At 72.3% G+C, this 14,547-nt stretch carries 14 protein-coding genes and 1 pseudogene; 7 read left to right on the top strand and 8 right to left on the bottom strand.

What is annotated here, in order from left to right; genetic code table 11:
- The first annotated feature begins 101 nt into the window (after positions 1-101).
- A complete protein-coding gene (gene gcvP / locus AC07F3_RS17505; protein WP_479114957.1) occupies positions 102-2,987 on the top strand; it encodes an aminomethyl-transferring glycine dehydrogenase in 2,886 nt (961 codons plus the stop codon).
- 115 nt (positions 2,988-3,102) lie between these two features.
- Here gcvP and AC07F3_RS17510 read toward each other — a convergent pair whose 3' ends face one another.
- Complete coding sequence (locus AC07F3_RS17510) at positions 3,103-3,309, bottom strand: DUF5999 family protein (protein ID WP_053729707.1); 207 nt, start codon at positions 3,307-3,309, stop codon at positions 3,103-3,105.
- 332 nt (positions 3,310-3,641) lie between these two features.
- Positions 3,642-4,229, bottom strand: a complete 588-nt coding sequence (locus AC07F3_RS17515) for a hypothetical protein (protein WP_479114959.1) — start codon at positions 4,227-4,229, stop codon at positions 3,642-3,644.
- Positions 4,230-4,716: 487 nt separating this feature from the next.
- Here AC07F3_RS17515 and AC07F3_RS17520 point away from each other — a divergent pair, with 487 nt between their 5' ends.
- Positions 4,717-6,231 (top strand): glutamate-cysteine ligase family protein, encoded by a 1,515-nt coding sequence (locus AC07F3_RS17520; protein ID WP_479114961.1) that lies wholly within the window; start codon positions 4,717-4,719, stop codon positions 6,229-6,231.
- A 70-nt stretch (positions 6,232-6,301) separates the two neighbouring features.
- Here AC07F3_RS17520 and AC07F3_RS17525 read toward each other — a convergent pair whose 3' ends face one another.
- Positions 6,302-6,592, bottom strand: a complete 291-nt coding sequence (locus AC07F3_RS17525) for a hypothetical protein (RefSeq protein WP_479114963.1) — start codon at positions 6,590-6,592, stop codon at positions 6,302-6,304.
- 176 nt (positions 6,593-6,768) lie between these two features.
- Here AC07F3_RS17525 and AC07F3_RS17530 point away from each other — a divergent pair, with 176 nt between their 5' ends.
- Positions 6,769-7,572 (top strand): CPBP family intramembrane glutamic endopeptidase, encoded by an 804-nt coding sequence (locus AC07F3_RS17530; protein ID WP_479114965.1) that lies wholly within the window; start codon positions 6,769-6,771, stop codon positions 7,570-7,572.
- 72 nt (positions 7,573-7,644) lie between these two features.
- On the opposite strand, the gene AC07F3_RS17535 is transcribed toward AC07F3_RS17530, so the two are convergent.
- Together AC07F3_RS17535 and AC07F3_RS17540 are read right to left on the bottom strand one after the other, a co-directional pair.
- Positions 7,645-8,460, bottom strand: a complete 816-nt coding sequence (locus AC07F3_RS17535) for a PhzF family phenazine biosynthesis protein (RefSeq protein ID WP_479114967.1) — start codon at positions 8,458-8,460, stop codon at positions 7,645-7,647.
- 175 nt (positions 8,461-8,635) lie between these two features.
- The gene (locus tag AC07F3_RS17540) at positions 8,636-8,884 is read right to left on the bottom strand and encodes an SCO4226 family nickel-binding protein (RefSeq protein WP_479114969.1); all 249 of its coding nucleotides are present in this window, start codon (positions 8,882-8,884) and stop codon (positions 8,636-8,638) included.
- Positions 8,885-9,123: 239 nt separating this feature from the next.
- Here AC07F3_RS17540 and AC07F3_RS17545 point away from each other — a divergent pair, with 239 nt between their 5' ends.
- Positions 9,124-9,729 (top strand): PadR family transcriptional regulator, encoded by a 606-nt coding sequence (locus AC07F3_RS17545; RefSeq protein ID WP_479114971.1) that lies wholly within the window; start codon positions 9,124-9,126, stop codon positions 9,727-9,729.
- Positions 9,730-9,781: 52 nt separating this feature from the next.
- On the opposite strand, the gene AC07F3_RS17550 is transcribed toward AC07F3_RS17545, so the two are convergent.
- Positions 9,782-10,210 (bottom strand): type II toxin-antitoxin system Rv0910 family toxin, encoded by a 429-nt coding sequence (locus tag AC07F3_RS17550; RefSeq protein ID WP_479114973.1) that lies wholly within the window; start codon positions 10,208-10,210, stop codon positions 9,782-9,784.
- Between the two features lie 115 nt (positions 10,211-10,325).
- Entirely contained in the window at positions 10,326-10,517 is a 192-nt protein-coding gene (locus AC07F3_RS17555; protein WP_479115844.1) for a hypothetical protein, read from the bottom strand.
- Positions 10,518-10,761: 244 nt separating this feature from the next.
- Here AC07F3_RS17555 and AC07F3_RS17560 point away from each other — a divergent pair.
- From AC07F3_RS17560 to AC07F3_RS17570, 3 genes and pseudogenes are all read left to right on the top strand, one after another.
- Positions 10,762-11,280 (top strand): annotated as a pseudogene (locus AC07F3_RS17560) (peptidase); the annotation flags it as partial.
- Positions 11,281-11,532: 252 nt separating this feature from the next.
- Positions 11,533-12,516, top strand: a complete 984-nt coding sequence (locus AC07F3_RS17565; RefSeq protein ID WP_479114975.1) for an EamA family transporter — start codon at positions 11,533-11,535, stop codon at positions 12,514-12,516.
- A 161-nt stretch (positions 12,517-12,677) separates the two neighbouring features.
- Positions 12,678-13,655 carry a DMT family transporter gene (locus AC07F3_RS17570; protein WP_479114977.1) on the top strand — a complete coding sequence of 326 codons (978 nt, stop codon included), beginning with the start codon at positions 12,678-12,680 and terminating at the stop codon, positions 13,653-13,655.
- 203 nt (positions 13,656-13,858) lie between these two features.
- On the opposite strand, the gene AC07F3_RS17575 is transcribed toward AC07F3_RS17570, so the two are convergent.
- Positions 13,859-14,542 carry a pyridoxamine 5'-phosphate oxidase family protein gene (locus AC07F3_RS17575; RefSeq protein WP_479114979.1) on the bottom strand — a complete coding sequence of 228 codons (684 nt, stop codon included), beginning with the start codon at positions 14,540-14,542 and terminating at the stop codon, positions 13,859-13,861.
- Between the last annotated feature and the right edge of the window lie 5 nt (positions 14,543-14,547).

Below are 14,547 nucleotides of genomic sequence, written 5' to 3' on the forward strand. Positions count from 1 at the left end.
CGCCCGGTGAAGCTCTCAGGTTGAGATGACAGAGGGGGAGGCCGTCCGGGCACCCGCGCCGTGGTGCCCCTCGCAGGTCGTGCGACCAGGAGGCCTCCGTAATGACCGCCAACCGCATTCCGCTCAGCAGCCTTGAGCGTGGCATCCCGTTCGAGCAGCGCCACATCGGGCCCGATGCCGGGGCCCAGGCGAAGATGCTCGCGCAGGTCGGCTACGGCTCGCTCGACGAGCTGACCGCCGCCGCCGTTCCCGACGTCATCAAGAGCGCCGGGGCGCTGGGGCTGCCCGAGGCGCGGACCGAGGCCGAGGTGCTCGCCGAGCTGCGCCGGCTCGCCGACCGCAACCAGGTGCTCGCCCCCATGATCGGTCTTGGCTACTACGGCACCTTCACGCCGCCGGTGATCCTGCGCAACGTCATGGAGAACCCGGCCTGGTACACGGCGTACACGCCCTACCAGCCGGAGATCTCGCAGGGCCGCCTGGAGGCGCTGCTCAACTTCCAGACCATGGTCGCCGAGCTGACCGGCCTGCCCACCTCGGGCGCCTCGCTGCTCGACGAGGGCACCGCCGCCGCCGAGGCGCTCGCCCTGTCCCGGCGCGTGGGCAAGGTCAAGGGCGGGGTCTTCCTGGTCGACGCCGACACCCTGCCGCAGACCGTCGCCGTGATTCAGACGCGCGCCGAGCCGACCGGCGTCGAGGTCGTCGTCGCCGACCTGAGCGAGGGCATCCCCGCCGAGATCGCCGAGCGCGGCGTCTTCGGCGTGCTGCTCCAGTACCCCGGCGCCTCCGGCCAGGTCCGCGACCTCAAGCCCGTCATCGACGCGGCCCACGAGCTCGGCGCGATCGTCACCGTCGCCGCCGACCTGCTCGCGCTCACGCTGCTCGCCTCGCCCGGCTCGCTCGGCGCCGACATCGCCGTCGGCACGACCCAGCGCTTCGGCGTCCCGATGGGCTTCGGCGGCCCGCACGCCGGATTCATGGCGGTCCAGGAGAAGTTCGCCCGCAGCCTGCCCGGCCGCCTGGTCGGCGTCTCCGTCGACGCGGACGGCAACAAGGCCTACCGGCTGGCCCTGCAGACCCGTGAGCAGCACATCCGCCGCGAGAAGGCCACCAGCAACATCTGCACCGCGCAGGTGCTGCTGGCCGTCATGGCCGGGATGTACGCCGTCTACCACGGCCCGGACGGGCTGCGGCAGATCGCCCGGCGCACCCACCGCTACGCCGTCCTGCTCGCCGAGGGCCTGAGGGCCGCCGGGGTCGACGTCGTGCACGGCGCCTACTTCGACACGCTGACCGTGCGGGTGCCGGGCAAGGCCGCCGAGGCCGTCGCCGCCGCCCGCGAGGGCGGGGTCAACCTGCACCTGGTCGACGCGGACACCGTCTCCCTCGCCTGCGACGAGACCACCACGCGGGCCCAACTCGCCGCCGTCTGGGCCGCGTTCGGGGTCGACGCCGATGTGGAGGCGCTGGACGAGACGGCCGCCGACACGCTGCCCGACGCCCTGCTGCGTACCGATGACTTCCTGACCCACCCGGTCTTCCACCAGCACCGCTCCGAGACCGCGATGCTGCGCTACCTGCGCAAGCTCGCCGACCGCGACTACGCGCTGGACCGCGGCATGATCCCGCTCGGCTCCTGCACCATGAAGCTGAACGCGACCACCGAGATGGAGCCGGTGACCTGGCCCGAGTTCGGGCAGATGCACCCCTTCGCGCCGGTCGAGCAGGCCGCCGGCTACCTGACGCTCATCCGTGAGCTGGAGGAGCGGCTCGCCGAGGTCACCGGGTACGACGCGGTGTCCATCCAGCCCAACGCCGGTTCGCAGGGCGAGCTCGCGGGCCTGCTCGCGGTCCGCGCCTACCACCGCGCCAACGGCGACACCCAGCGCACCATCTGCCTCATCCCGTCCTCCGCGCACGGCACCAACGCCGCGAGCGCCGTGATGGCCGGCATGAAGGTCGTCGTCGTCAAGACCGCCGACGACGGCGAGGTCGACGCGGACGACCTGCGCGCCAAGATCGAGCAGTACCGCGACGAACTGTCGGTGCTGATGATCACCTACCCGTCCACGCACGGGGTGTTCGAGGAGCACGTCGCGGAGATCTGCGGTCTGGTCCACGAGGCCGGCGGCCAGGTGTACGTCGACGGTGCCAACCTCAACGCCCTGGTGGGCCTCGCCAAGCCGGGCAAGTTCGGCGGCGACGTCTCGCACCTGAACCTGCACAAGACGTTCTGCATCCCGCACGGCGGCGGTGGCCCCGGCGTCGGCCCGGTCGGCGTGCGCGCGCACCTCGCGCCGTACCTGCCGAACCACCCGCTCCAGCCGTCCGCCGGTCCCGAGACGGGCGTCGGCCCGATCTCGGCCGCGCCGTGGGGCTCCGCGGGCATCCTGCCCATCTCGTGGGCGTACGTACGTCTCATGGGCGGCGAGGGCCTCAAGCGCGCGACCCAGGTCGCCGTGCTCGCCGCCAACTACATCGCCAAGCGCCTCGAGCCGCACTACCCGGTGCTCTACACGGGCCCGAACGGGCTCGTCGCGCACGAGTGCATCGTGGACCTGCGGCCGCTGTCCAAGGCGACCGGCGTCAGCGTCGACGACATCGCCAAGCGCCTGATCGACTACGGCTTCCACGCGCCGACCATGTCGTTCCCGGTGGCCGGCACGCTGATGATCGAGCCCACCGAGTCCGAGGACCTGAACGAGATCGACCGGTTCTGCGACACGATGATCGCGATCCGCGGCGAGATCGAGAAGGTCGCCTCCGGCGCCTGGCCGGCCGACGACAACCCGCTGGCCAACGCCCCGCACACCGCGGCGGCGCTCGGCGGCGAGTGGAACCACGCCTACAGCCGCGAGGAGGCCGTCTTCCCGGCCGGTGTCTCGGCCGCCGACAAGTACTGGCCGCCGGTCCGCCGCATCGACGGCGCCTTCGGCGACCGCAACCTGGTCTGCTCCTGCCCGCCCCTGGACGAGTACGACAACTGACCGGACATGCGTAAGGGCCGGTTCGGGGGATGTTCCCCGGGCCGGCCCTTGTGTTGTCCGTACGGAACGCGTCCGCGGGGACGGGTCCGTACGAGAACTGCCGAACGAGGCCGCGTCAGGCGGCCGTCGCCACCTGCTCCGCCGTGAGCGACCGGTGCGGGGCGATGATCTGCCCGTCCGGCAGCAGCTCACCGGTGTCCTCGAAGAGCAGGACACCGTTGCACAGCAGGCTCCACCCCTGCTCCGGGTGGTGTGCCACGGGCTTCGCGGCTTCCCGGTCGGCGGAGAAGGCTGTAGGGCAGGCTGGCTGGTGCTGGCACATGGATGCGTTCTTTCGCTGCGTCGTGGTGAGTGTGCTGCGGCTCGATGCGTTGTTCATGGCCGCCCCCCGTAGTCAGTCGGTCGGTCCGATCCCAGTGTTGCCCCACGGGCGTCAATCCGCAGGGATTTCGCGGCAGCGCTTCCTACTGCTTAATGACGTATCACCCGTGCGGACGGTTCAGCTCAACTGGCCTGTCTTTTCGGGTGGTTCGCAGTGGCCCGGCGGGACTAGCCCGTATGGCCGAGGCGGCGCGTACGCAGCATAGACACACCAGTGCCCCGCCACCACACCGGTCGCGGGGCACTTTTTTTCGCGCATCGCCGAGGGCGAGGTCAGACGGGCTGGCCGAGCAGGGGCGCGGGGGCCAGGCGCAGGGTCAGGACCGGCAGCAGTTCGCTCACCCGCAGCGGACGGTGCGCGCAGATGCCGGGCGGCGCGGGCGCCAGCGGCACCAGCAGGTCGTGCGGGGCGGGGGAGCCCGAGGCGCCGTCGGCGGTGGCGTCGGAGTGCAGCCACAGCGTCAGCATGTACAGCTCGGGGACCGAGAGCAGCCGGGGCTGGTAGTGCCCGGTGAGCGGTTCGGCCTGGCGCAGGGCGCGCTGGGTCGAGGCGATGTAGGGGCCCTCGAAGAAGTGGGAGAAGGCCCAGCCGTCCGGGGTGAGGCGGGTGTCCGCGGCGGCGACCGGATGCTCGGGGTCGCTGATGAGGAAGCGCCAGCCGGCCAGGTGGGTGCGCGGGGTCCGGCCGCCCGGGGTGATCCCGTCCAGGACGTGGAGCGGGAGCGGGAGTTCGGGGGTGAGCGGACCTTCGGCGGAGCGGAGGGCCGGGGTGCGGGCCTCGCGTACGGCGGTGGGGGAACCGAGTGCCGCGAGTACGCTGCGCAGGGCGGGCGCGGGGGCCGGGGGGACATGCAGCGGCATGGTGGGTCGCCTCTCACTTCGGAGACACGGTGATGCGTGGGCAGTGCGGACGGCGCTGTCTGCGGTGCGGGGTCAGAGGGGGGCCGTCGAGCGATGGCCGGGGCGCCAACTCTCTGCCTCGTTTGCGGAGTTTATACGACACGTGTTCACGCAGTGTTTCGTCTAGCTGTCGCGGATATTGCCCGCAAGTCGGTATCCGGACCTTCCGTGCAGGCGATTCACCCGGGGGAATGTCCGGCGCGGGCCCTCCACCTGGAAAGCCTTCCCGCCGGGGGTCGGCCGAATCTCGTCGGTGTTTTTCACCATTTCCGAGCGGGCGGTAACTGCACGTTGCCGTATGCCCGCTGAATGTGCCGCGGGCCCTGGCCCTGACGCTACTCCGGTGGCGTCGCCCGCGCTGGCGTTATGGATCAGTCTGCCTGGGCATTATCGACCATGACGCGAGCGGCCGGTGTCGCTGGCTGCCCATTCGAGGAGGGACCCTTCGATGGGGGAGAAGGTCGAGGCAGGCGGGTTCGACCTGTCCGATCGGCACCGCTACCGGGACAAGCTGCACCAGTGCCTGGAGGGGCTGGGGAAGCTGCTGGACCAGAAGCGGTTCGACCGTCCAAGGAACCTGATGGGGCTGGAGCTGGAACTGAATCTCGCGGGTCCCGACGGTATGCCGCGCATGATGAATGCCGAGGTGCTTGAGCGCATCGCGAGCCGGGATTTCCAGACCGAACTCGGAATGTTCAACCTGGAGGTCAACATTGCCCCGCACCGGCTCGGCGGGCGGGTATTCGACCAACTCGCCGAGGAGTTGAGGACCGGGCTCGGTTACGCCGATCGCAAAGCCGCCGAGGTCGATGCGGGCATCATCATGATCGGAATTCTGCCGACCCTGAGCCAGGACGATCTCGTATCCGGGAACCTTTCCGACGTCGATCGCTACACCCTGCTGAACGACCAGATCGTGGCGGCCCGCGGGGAGGATTTCACGCTCGACATCCAGGGGGTGGAACGGCTCGTGTGCACCTCCGCGTCGATCACCCCCGAAGCGGCGTGCACCTCCGTGCAGCTGCACCTCCAGGTGACGCCCGCGCGCTTCGCCGCGGTGTGGAACGCGGCGCAGGTGGTCACCGCCGTGCAGATCGCGGTGGGCGCCAACGCGCCCTTCCTGTTCGGGCGGGAGCTGTGGCGCGAGTCGCGCCCGCCGCTCTTCGAGCAGGCCACCGACACCCGACCGGCCGAGCTGCGGGCCCAGGGGGTGCGACCGCGCACCTGGTTCGGCGAGCGCTGGGTGAGTTCGGCGTACGAGCTCTTCGAGGAGAACCTGCGTTTCTTCCCGCCGCTGCTGCCCATCTGCGACGAGGAGGAGCCGCTGCGGGTCATCGCGGAGGGCGGGGTGCCGCGCCTGAAGGAACTGGTGCTGCACAACGGCACGATCTACCGCTGGAACCGGCCGGTGTACGGCATCGCCGACGGCGTCCCGCACCTGCGGGTCGAGAACCGGGTGCTCCCGGCCGGGCCCACCGTCACCGACGTCCTCGCCAACGCGGCGTTCTACTACGGCCTGGTGCGTGCCCTGGCGGAGGACGCCCGGCCGGTGTGGACGCGGCTGCCGTTCGAGTCGGCGGCCGCCAACTTCGACACCGCCTGCCGGTACGGCATCGACGCCGAGCTGCTGTGGCCTGCGCCCCGGCGCGGCGGGAGCCTCGCCCGGGTGCCGGCCGTCAAGCTCGTGCGCGAGGAGCTGCTGCCGCTGGCGGCGTCCGGGCTCGACGCGTGGGGGATCGCACCGGCCGACCGGGACCACTACCTCGGCATCATCGAGGAGCGGTGCCGACGCCGCGTCAACGGCGCGTCCTGGCAGGTCGACACCTACCACCGGGCGCTGACCGCGGGCCTGGGCCGGGAGGCGGCGCTCGCGGCCACCACGCGGCGCTACCGGGAGCTGATGCTGGGGGGCGAGCCGGTACACACCTGGCCGACGGGCTTCCCCGGGCCGTCGGGGCGCTAGCCGTGGTGCTGGGCCCGGCCCAGGTTCACGATCGCCCTGAGGATCAGGGCCTGGATGCCGGGCGGGTCGTTCACCTGGCATAGCCGCACTCTCCGGTCGGGTCCGTGCGAGGCGTTGTACGCGAAGGCCACCTGTTCGGACAGGACACCGCCTGCTTGCGGCGCGCCTGGCCGGTCTCGGCTGCCAGATCCGGCCGCACGGCCGAAGCCGTACAGGAGTGGCGGAAGGTGAGCAGTCCGCGCTGCGCGGAGACGGCCGTGCCCCCGGCCACCAGGACGAGAGCGGTGGTGAGGGCGATCGTGCGCCGCCGCGGGGTGGTCCCGCCCTCCCCGGTGCTCCCGGTCGCGGCGTCGTCGGGCAAGCTGTGACCTCCCGTGGCGGTGGTGCCCCTCTTTGAACCCTGAACAAGGAAATGGGGACCGCACCAACGCAATGGGCGCCTGCCCCGGCCTGTCGCGCGCGATCTTCGTAATTTCCTTCGAGACCCTGGCGGGGCGGCGGTGGGGTGGGGACGGGATTCGTCAACTGGAGGCAGGTGTGCAGGTGGAGGCCGGGCGTGTGGCTGATTCTCTTCCCGAACAGGGGAGTTCACCGCGGATCCTGCGGTCCGAGACGGTGCTCGTGCTGGCGCTCTCGCTCGGCGCGAGCGGAGTGTCGGCGCTGATCAGCTTCATCGGATCGCTCACCAGGCCGGGTGGCCTCAAGCATCAGGCGGCGCACCTCAACAGCTCGCTGGCCCCCGGGCGGCCGTGGCTCGATCTCGCCTGGCAGCTCTTCGGCATCGCGACCGCGCTCGTACCCGTCGCGCTGGTGGCGCACCTGCTGCTGCGCGAGCGGGCCGGTGGTCTGCGGGTGATCGGTTTCGACCGGACGCGGCCCTGGTCCGACCTCGGCCGGGGCGTCCTGATCGCCGCCGGGATCGGCAGCGCCGGGCTCGCCTTCTATCTGGTGGCGCGGGCGGCGGGCGGCAATCTGACCGTGGTCCCCGAGTCGCTTCCCGACGTGTGGTGGAAGTACCCGGTGCTCGTCCTCTCGGCGTTGCAGAACTCCGTGCTGGAGGAGGTGATCGTGGTCGGATATCTGCTGCGCAGGCTCGGCCAGTTGGGCTGGACGCCGATGGCCGCGCTCGTCGCGAGCTCGGTCCTGCGCGGCTCGTACCACCTCTACCAGGGCATCGGCGGCTTCATCGGGAACATGGTGATGGGCGTGGTCTTCGTCCTGCTCTACCGGCGCTGGCAGCGGGTCGGGCCGCTCGTGGTGGCGCATTCCCTGCTCGACATCGGCGCCTTCGTGGGGTACGCGCTGCTCGCGGGGAAGGTGAGCTGGCTGCCGACGATGTGAGCCGTGCGGGGGTGACCGCGGTAAGGGGCGTACGCCCATGGCGTATGCCCCTTACGCCGTTGAGGCGCGGCCCTACGGAGCGGTCAGCAGGTCGCCGTCGATGACCGTCACCGCGCGGCCGGTGAGCAGGGTGCGCTCGCCGCGCACCTGGGTGCGGACGAGCCCGGAGCGGGCCGAGGCCTGGAGGCCGGTCAGCTCAGCGCGGCCCAGGCGCGCCGACCAGAAGGGCGCGAGCGCGGTGTGGGCGCTGCCGGTCACCGGGTCCTCGTCGACGCCGACGTTGGGGAAGAAGCAGCGCGAGACGTAGTCGTACCCGGAGCCGGGGTCCGCGGCCGCCGCCGTGGCGATGATGCCGCGCCGGGAGTGCCGCCCCAGCGCGCGGGTGTCGGGCGCCAGCGCGCGTACGGCCGTCTCGTCGGGCAGCTCCACCAGGAGGTCGCCGATGTCGGCGGAGGTGCCGTGGGCCGAGAGGACCGGGGCGCCCAGCGCCTCGGCGAGGCCCGGCGGGACCGGCTCCTCCTCCAGGGAGGAGGTGGGGAAGTCCAGGGTGATGGTGCCGTCCTCGGCGGTGCTCGCCGTGAGGAGGCCGCAGCGGGCGGCGAACCGCACCGTGCCGGTCGCGGCCCCCGTCGCATGCAGGACGTGCGCGGTGGCCAGCGTGGCGTGGCCGCACATGTCGACCTCGGTGGCCGGGGTGAACCAGCGCAGCGCCCAGTCGGCGTCGTGGCCCGGCGGCAGCGGGTGCGCGAAGGCGGTCTCGGCGTGGTTGACCTCGCGGGCCACGTCCTGCAACCAGGCGTCGGCCGGGAAGGCGTCGAGCAGCAGCACGCCGGCCGGATTGCCGGCGAAGGGGCGGTCGGTGAAGGCGTCGACGATTCGAATGCGCATGGCGGCACCGTACGGGAGGGAAGAACCCGCAGGCCAAGGCCAATCGCCGGTGGCTGGACCGGTTTCCGGTGCCGTGCGCCGGCCACCTCGGGGCGTTCGTACCGCGTCGGGATGTCCGGGCCCGGCCGAGGTGGCGGGGCGTCCGCCACGGCTCGGTGCCCCGGGCCCGGGGGGTTCACACGATCAGCGGGACCGGATGGACCTCGTCGGCCGGGTGACCGGCCCGTTCGTGGATGCGCTGCACCGCCTCCGCCGAGGGCGCCTCCGACAGGCAGTAGACCGTGCCCGACTTCGGGTCGGCCCAGGCCTGCTGGAAGTGGACGCCTTCCTCCTTCTCGATGGCGAGGTCCGCCTGGTGTGCCTGCTTCAGCTGGTCGGCCGTGATGCCCGTCATCCCGTGGTGGACGTCCATGAACTGCGACATGACGTCACACCCCCTTTCGACGTTCCGCACCGGGGCGGTTGGAGTCGGCGGGTCGGTCGGCCCCAGCTCCGGCGCCGCTTCCTCCATCGTGCGCCCCCACGGCCGCGTCGGCGAGCGGGAAAGGCCGCCCCGGACCGGACCCGACGGCACGCCCCGTCGGAGGAGGGGGTTGCCAAGCGTAAGTCACCGATATATCGTTGACGCATCGCGACAGATCAACGATGGAAGGAAGCGAAACCATGCGTTCACATGGATACGGACAGCAAGGACCCGGCCATCGCGGTCGGGGCGACTTCGAGGGGCGGCGTGCCGCCTTCGGGCCGTTCGGTCCCGGCTTCGGCGGGGGACCGTGGGGCGGGCCGTTCGGTCCCGGCGGCCGTGGCGGCCGGGGCGGTCCCCGGGGCAGGGCGCGGCGCGGCGACGTCCGCGCGTCGATCCTGGCCCTCCTGAGGGACCGGCCGATGCACGGCTACGAGATGATCCAGGAGATCGGCGAGCGCAGCGGCGGGGCCTGGAAGCCCAGCCCGGGCTCGGTGTATCCCACCCTCCAGCTCCTGGAGGACGAGGGTCTGATCACCAGCGAGAGCGAGGGCGGCAAGAAGCTGTTCACGCTCACCGACGCCGGGCGCACGGAGGCCGAGTCGGGGGCCGACGCCCCCTGGGAGGACGCCGGGCGCGGAGTCGACTGGGAGGCCATGCACGAGATCCGGCAGGCCGGTGTCGGGCTCATGGAGGCGTTCGGCCAGGTCTGGAAGACCGGCTCCGCCGATCAGCGCCAGAAGGCACTCGCCGTCATCAACGACGCCCGTAAGAAGCTCTATCTGATCCTTGCCGACGAGGACTGACCCTCGCGCAGAGCAAAGCCCCGCGGCCACCGGCCGCGGGGCTTTCGCGTGCTCAGACGCACAGGCCCCCGAGCTTGCGCAGCGACTCGTTGAGCGCGGCCGTCGCCGAGTCCTTGAGCTTGCCCGCCATGAGCGAGACCGCGGCCCCGGTGAACTCGCCGTCGATGCGGACCGTGGAGGCCGCGCCGTCGGCGATGACGGTGTAGCGGTTGGCCACGTTCACCCCCATCGGGCCCTTGCCCCGGACCCCGAACACCCGGCCGGCCTCGAACTCGTCCACCGTCCAGGCCACTTCGGCGGGGAAGCCCATGAGCTTCATGTTCTCCGCGTACGTCGCCCCCAGCTCCAGCTTGTCCGGGCCGCCCGCGGGGAAGCTGGTGTGCGTGGCGTTCCACTCGCCGTACGAGGAGAAGTCGGTGAGCTGTGCCCAGACCTTCTCGGCCGGAGCCTCGATACGTGCCTCCGCGCTGACCTCGGCCATGCGACCACTCCTTCGGGGACGGTGACGGGGACGTGTCGCGGAACGTAGCGGGGGCCGGGCGAACATTCAATACTGATGAACCGTCAGATTCTTGGACGCCCGCTGCCCCCTCCGCTCAGATCTTCTGGGTCTCCAGCGCCCAGATCAGCGCCGAGTCGAAGAGGTCACAGGCGCGCGGCCGAGCCGACTCGTCGTGGCAGTGGAACGCCGCCCAGAACAGGTCGCCGGGGAGCGCGTCGCGCGGCGCGTACACCCGGTACACGTACTGAAGCCCGTCCTGGGCCAGGAGGGCGACCATCCAGCACATCGGCGGCTCCCTTAGCGGCGGGGACGGCTGTGTCATACGCGAAGGACGAGCCCGGAGGGCGGCGCGGTTGCGTCAGGGGCGCGGGTTGCGACGCCTCGCGCCCCGGGTTGCCCTCGCGGGGGAGATTTCCGAGATCTCATCCATAAGGAGGAGAACCCGGTCATCCGTGCCCAACTTCTGTGGGAGGGGCGAATGCTCCCCGGCGGGGATGTTCCCCCCAGTCATCGGATGATGAGGTTGACGGGTGCACAGTCCTCCTCATGGCGCCCCTCACCAGGCCCCGGTTCCCGCAGACATCGAAGCCCGACTCACCGCGGAGCTGGCCTCGGTGGTCGCGGGAGCCCGCAGGCGTGCGCTGCGCGACGGGGACCGGCAGCTGGACACCGCGCATCTGCTGCACTCGCTGATGGAGAGCGATCCCGAGGTGCGGGCCGCGTTCGAGGACGGTCCGCAGGTCGCGCGCGTGCTCGGCTACCTGGTGCAGCGCAGCATCGGCTACGGCCTGCGCTGGCAGGGATCCGTCGAGGACTCCGGGGCGGTCCCGCTGATGACGCAGCCGGGATGGTCGCCGAGCGCCCTGACGGCGATGGAGTACGCGCTGCGCAGGGCGGGCGCCCGCGGCGGCGAGCGGGTCACCGGGCGGGACCTCCTCGCGGCCCTGGCCGCCGACCCGGAATGCCGGGCCGTCCAGGTCCTGCGGCACGCGGGGGTGGATGCGGCCGCACTGGCGGAACGGCTGGGGGAGCGGTCCGGCCACGGGGCGGACCACTGGCCGGGGGAACCGTCCGGTACGGGGCCCGCGAGTCCGGCCGAGCCGTGCGGACCAGGGCTGCCCGAGGAACTGATCGAGCCCTCCGGCCGCGGCCGCGCCCACCACACGGGAGAGCCCTCCCGGCAGGCCTGAGGGCCTCGTCGCCGGGCTCGCCGAAGGCCCTCGACGAGCCGTCCGCGACCCCGCCGTCTCGACAGGTGTCACGCGGATGACGGTGCTGACGCGGGCTGCCATGATGTGCCGATGCACGCGTCTCAGGGAAGAAGCGTCGGCCTGGGACTCGCCCTGGTGTCGGCCTTCGCGTTCGGTGGTTCAGGGGTGGCGGCCAAGCCGCTCATCGAGGCGGGCCTCGACCCGCTGCACGTGGTGTGGCTGCGGGTGACCGGTGCCGCGCTCGTCATGCTTCCGGTGGCCTGGCGCCACCGCCGCCTGGTGCTGCGCAAGCCCGCGCTGCTCGCCGGGTTCGGACTGCTGGCCGTGGCGGGCGTCCAGGCCTGCTACTTCGCCTCCATATCGCGCATACCCGTCGGCGTCGCGCTGCTCGTGGAGTATCTGGCGCCCGCGCTCGTCCTCGGCTGGGTCCGGTTCGTCCAGCGCAGGCCGGTGAGCCGGGCCGCCGCGGTCGGCGTGGTGCTCGCCGTGGGCGGGCTCGCCAGTGTCGTCGAGGTCTGGTCCGGCCTGAGCTTCGACGCGGTCGGGCTGCTGCTCGCGCTCGGCGCCGCATGCTGCCAGGTCGGTTACTTCGTCCTGTCCGACCAGGGCGGCGAGGGCGAGGACGCGGTCGACCCGCTCGGCGTGATCGCCTACGGGCTGCTGATCGGCTCGCTCGTCCTGACCGCCGTGGCCCGGCCCTGGGGCATGAGGTGGTCGGTGCTCGGCGGCAGCGCCGACATGGACGGCACCCGGGTCCCGGCCGTGCTGCTGCTGTGCTGGATCGTGCTGATCGCCACCGTGGTCGCGTACGTCACCGGGGTCATCTCCGTGCGCAGGCTCTCCCCCCAGGTGGCCGGGGTGGTCGCCTGCCTGGAGGCGGTGCTCGCGACCGTCTTCGCCTGGGTCCTGCTCGGCGAACACCTCTCCGCGCCCCAGATCATCGGCGGCGCGGTGGTCCTGACCGGCGCGTTCATCGCCCAGTCCTCGGCGCCCAAGGCGTCGTCGGGGCCGATCGCCTCGGGCGGACCGGCCCCCGCCGAAGGGGAGTTGTCGGCCGGACACCCGGCCGCCTAAGGTGGCGATCATGCACGCGACCGTACTGCCGCCTCCCGCCGCGTAACGCGGGCGGCCGCACTCCTGACGAAGACCCGGCTCGGGCAGTCCCCGAGCGGCTCGTCGCTGCCCGCGTTCAACGCCTGCGACCAGTCAGCTGTCTTCCTCTTCGGAGTACGTACGTGTCGAACGCTTCAACGGGCCTCGCCGTGGGCCCTTCCACCACCCTGCCCGTGGGGCGAGGTCTGCTCTACCTCGCCTTCGCCGGATTCGCCTGGGGCACCGCGGGCGGTGCCGCGGCCCTGGTCTTCGGGGCCAGCGACCTCGGGCCGCTCGCGCTGTCCTTCTGGCGCTGTGCGGGAGGACTCGTCCTGCTGCTCGGCGCGATGGCGCTGCGCCGCCGTCCCGCCCGGACGTCTCCAGAACCGCGCCGCCGACGGCTGCTGCGCATCCTCGGCAACGGCATCGGCCTGATGATCTTCCAGAGCGCGTACTTCGCGGCCGTCGAGGCGACCGGGCTCGCGGTCGCGACCGTGGTGACGCTGGGCGCGGGCCCCGTCCTCATCGCCCTCGGCGCCCGCGTCGCCCTGGGCGAGCGGATCGGCTGGGCCGGTACCGCGGCCGTCGCCGGCGCGCTCGCGGGGCTCGCGGTGCTGTGCATCGGCAACGGCGGCGGCACGGTGCGGCCCGCCGGGATCGTCCTCGCCCTGGTGTCGGCCGCCGGATACGCGGCCATCACCCTGCTGACCAGGTGGCTGGGGCGCGACGGCGGTGCCGGTGATCCGTCGGCGACCACGGCCTGGGCCTTCGGCATCGCCGCCCTGTGCCTGCTGCCGTTCGCGGGGACGGAGGGCCTGCTGCCGCACACGGGGGAGCCGGTGCGCGTGCTCGTCCTGCTGCTGTACGTGGCCGCCGTGCCCACCGCGCTCGCCTACGCCCTCTACTTCGCGGGCGCCGCCGTCGTGCGCGCCGCGACCGTCTCCGTGATCATGCTCCTGGAGCCGGTCAGCGCCGCCGTGATCGCCGTGTCGGTGCTCGGTGAACGGATCACCGTGGCCACCGCGGCGGGTACGGCCCTGCTGCTGCTCGCGGTGGTCGGGCTCGCGGCGGCCGAGACCCGGCAGGCCGCCAGGACCCGTCGCGAGGCACCGGTGCTGTAGAGGGCGGCGGGCCTCCGCCGGACGGGGGCCCGCCGCAGGTCAGCGGTGCCGCTGGTGCGGCGAGTCCGTGGTCCCGGCCGCCGTGCGGTCCTTCCCGTACGCCGACTCGCGGCCGCTGTACGTGAACGGGGCCCGCGCGTCCAGGACTTCGAGCCGGATGCCGCGCGGCCCGGAGACAACGCGCCCGTACGGGATCCGGCCCCTCAGAGCGCGGTGAGGTAGTCGGGCAGGGCCCGCTCCGGGTAGGGGCCGTCCGCCGGGAGGGGCGCGCCGTAGGCCGGGGCGAGCGGCAGGACGCCGGCCCAGTGGGGCAGGGCGAGGTCCTCGGGGTCGTCGTTCGGGCCGCCGGTGCGGAGCTTGGCCGAGACCTCGTTCAGATCGAGGCTGATGACCGCGGTGGCGGCGAGCTCCTTCGCGTTCGCCGGGCGGGAGTCGAGGGAGCGGCCGGGGACCACGTGGTCCACCAGCGCGTCCAGCGCGGTGCGCTTCTCCTCGGGGTCGGTCACCTCGTGGGCGATGCCGTGCACCACCACCGAGCGGTAGTTGATCGAGTGGTGGAAGGCCGACTTGGCCAGGACCAGGCCGTCGACGTGGGTGACGGTCAGGCACACCGGGAGCCCGGGGTCCGCCTGGCCCGCCGCGCGCAGCGGGCGGGAGCCGGTGGAGCCGTGTATGTAGAGCCGTTCGCCGACCCGGGCGTAGAGCGTGGGCAGCACGACGGGCGCCCCGTCGCGGACGAAGCCGAGGTGGCAGACGTACGCCGTGTCGAGGATGCCGTGCACCAGCTCGCGGTCGTAGGAGGCCCGCTCGCGCGACCGGGTCGGCACGGTGCGGGCGGTCGCCTGGTAGGGGGCTGCGGTCGCGGTGTCCGACATTGCGTTCTCCATTGCAC

The sequence above is a fragment of the Streptomyces sp. NPDC045846 genome (assembly GCF_056431605.1).

Coding starts and splice junctions, on each gene's coding strand:
- AC07F3_RS17520 (WP_479114961.1), top strand. CDS start 4,717: ATGGGGGAGAAGGTCGAGGCAGGCGGGTTCGACCTGTCCGATCGGCAC.
- gcvP (WP_479114957.1), top strand. CDS start 102: ATGACCGCCAACCGCATTCCGCTCAGCAGCCTTGAGCGTGGCATCCCG.
- AC07F3_RS17545 (WP_479114971.1), top strand. CDS start 9,124: ATGCGTTCACATGGATACGGACAGCAAGGACCCGGCCATCGCGGTCGG.
- AC07F3_RS17550 (WP_479114973.1), bottom strand. CDS start 10,210: ATGGCCGAGGTCAGCGCGGAGGCACGTATCGAGGCTCCGGCCGAGAAG.
- AC07F3_RS17575 (WP_479114979.1), bottom strand. CDS start 14,542: ATGGAGAACGCAATGTCGGACACCGCGACCGCAGCCCCCTACCAGGCG.
- AC07F3_RS17510 (WP_053729707.1), bottom strand. CDS start 3,309: ATGTGCCAGCACCAGCCAGCCTGCCCTACAGCCTTCTCCGCCGACCGG.
- AC07F3_RS17515 (WP_479114959.1), bottom strand. CDS start 4,229: ATGCCGCTGCATGTCCCCCCGGCCCCCGCGCCCGCCCTGCGCAGCGTA.
- AC07F3_RS17565 (WP_479114975.1), top strand. CDS start 11,533: ATGCACGCGTCTCAGGGAAGAAGCGTCGGCCTGGGACTCGCCCTGGTG.
- AC07F3_RS17540 (WP_479114969.1), bottom strand. CDS start 8,884: ATGTCGCAGTTCATGGACGTCCACCACGGGATGACGGGCATCACGGCC.
- AC07F3_RS17535 (WP_479114967.1), bottom strand. CDS start 8,460: ATGCGCATTCGAATCGTCGACGCCTTCACCGACCGCCCCTTCGCCGGC.
- AC07F3_RS17555 (WP_479115844.1), bottom strand. CDS start 10,517: ATGTGCTGGATGGTCGCCCTCCTGGCCCAGGACGGGCTTCAGTACGTG.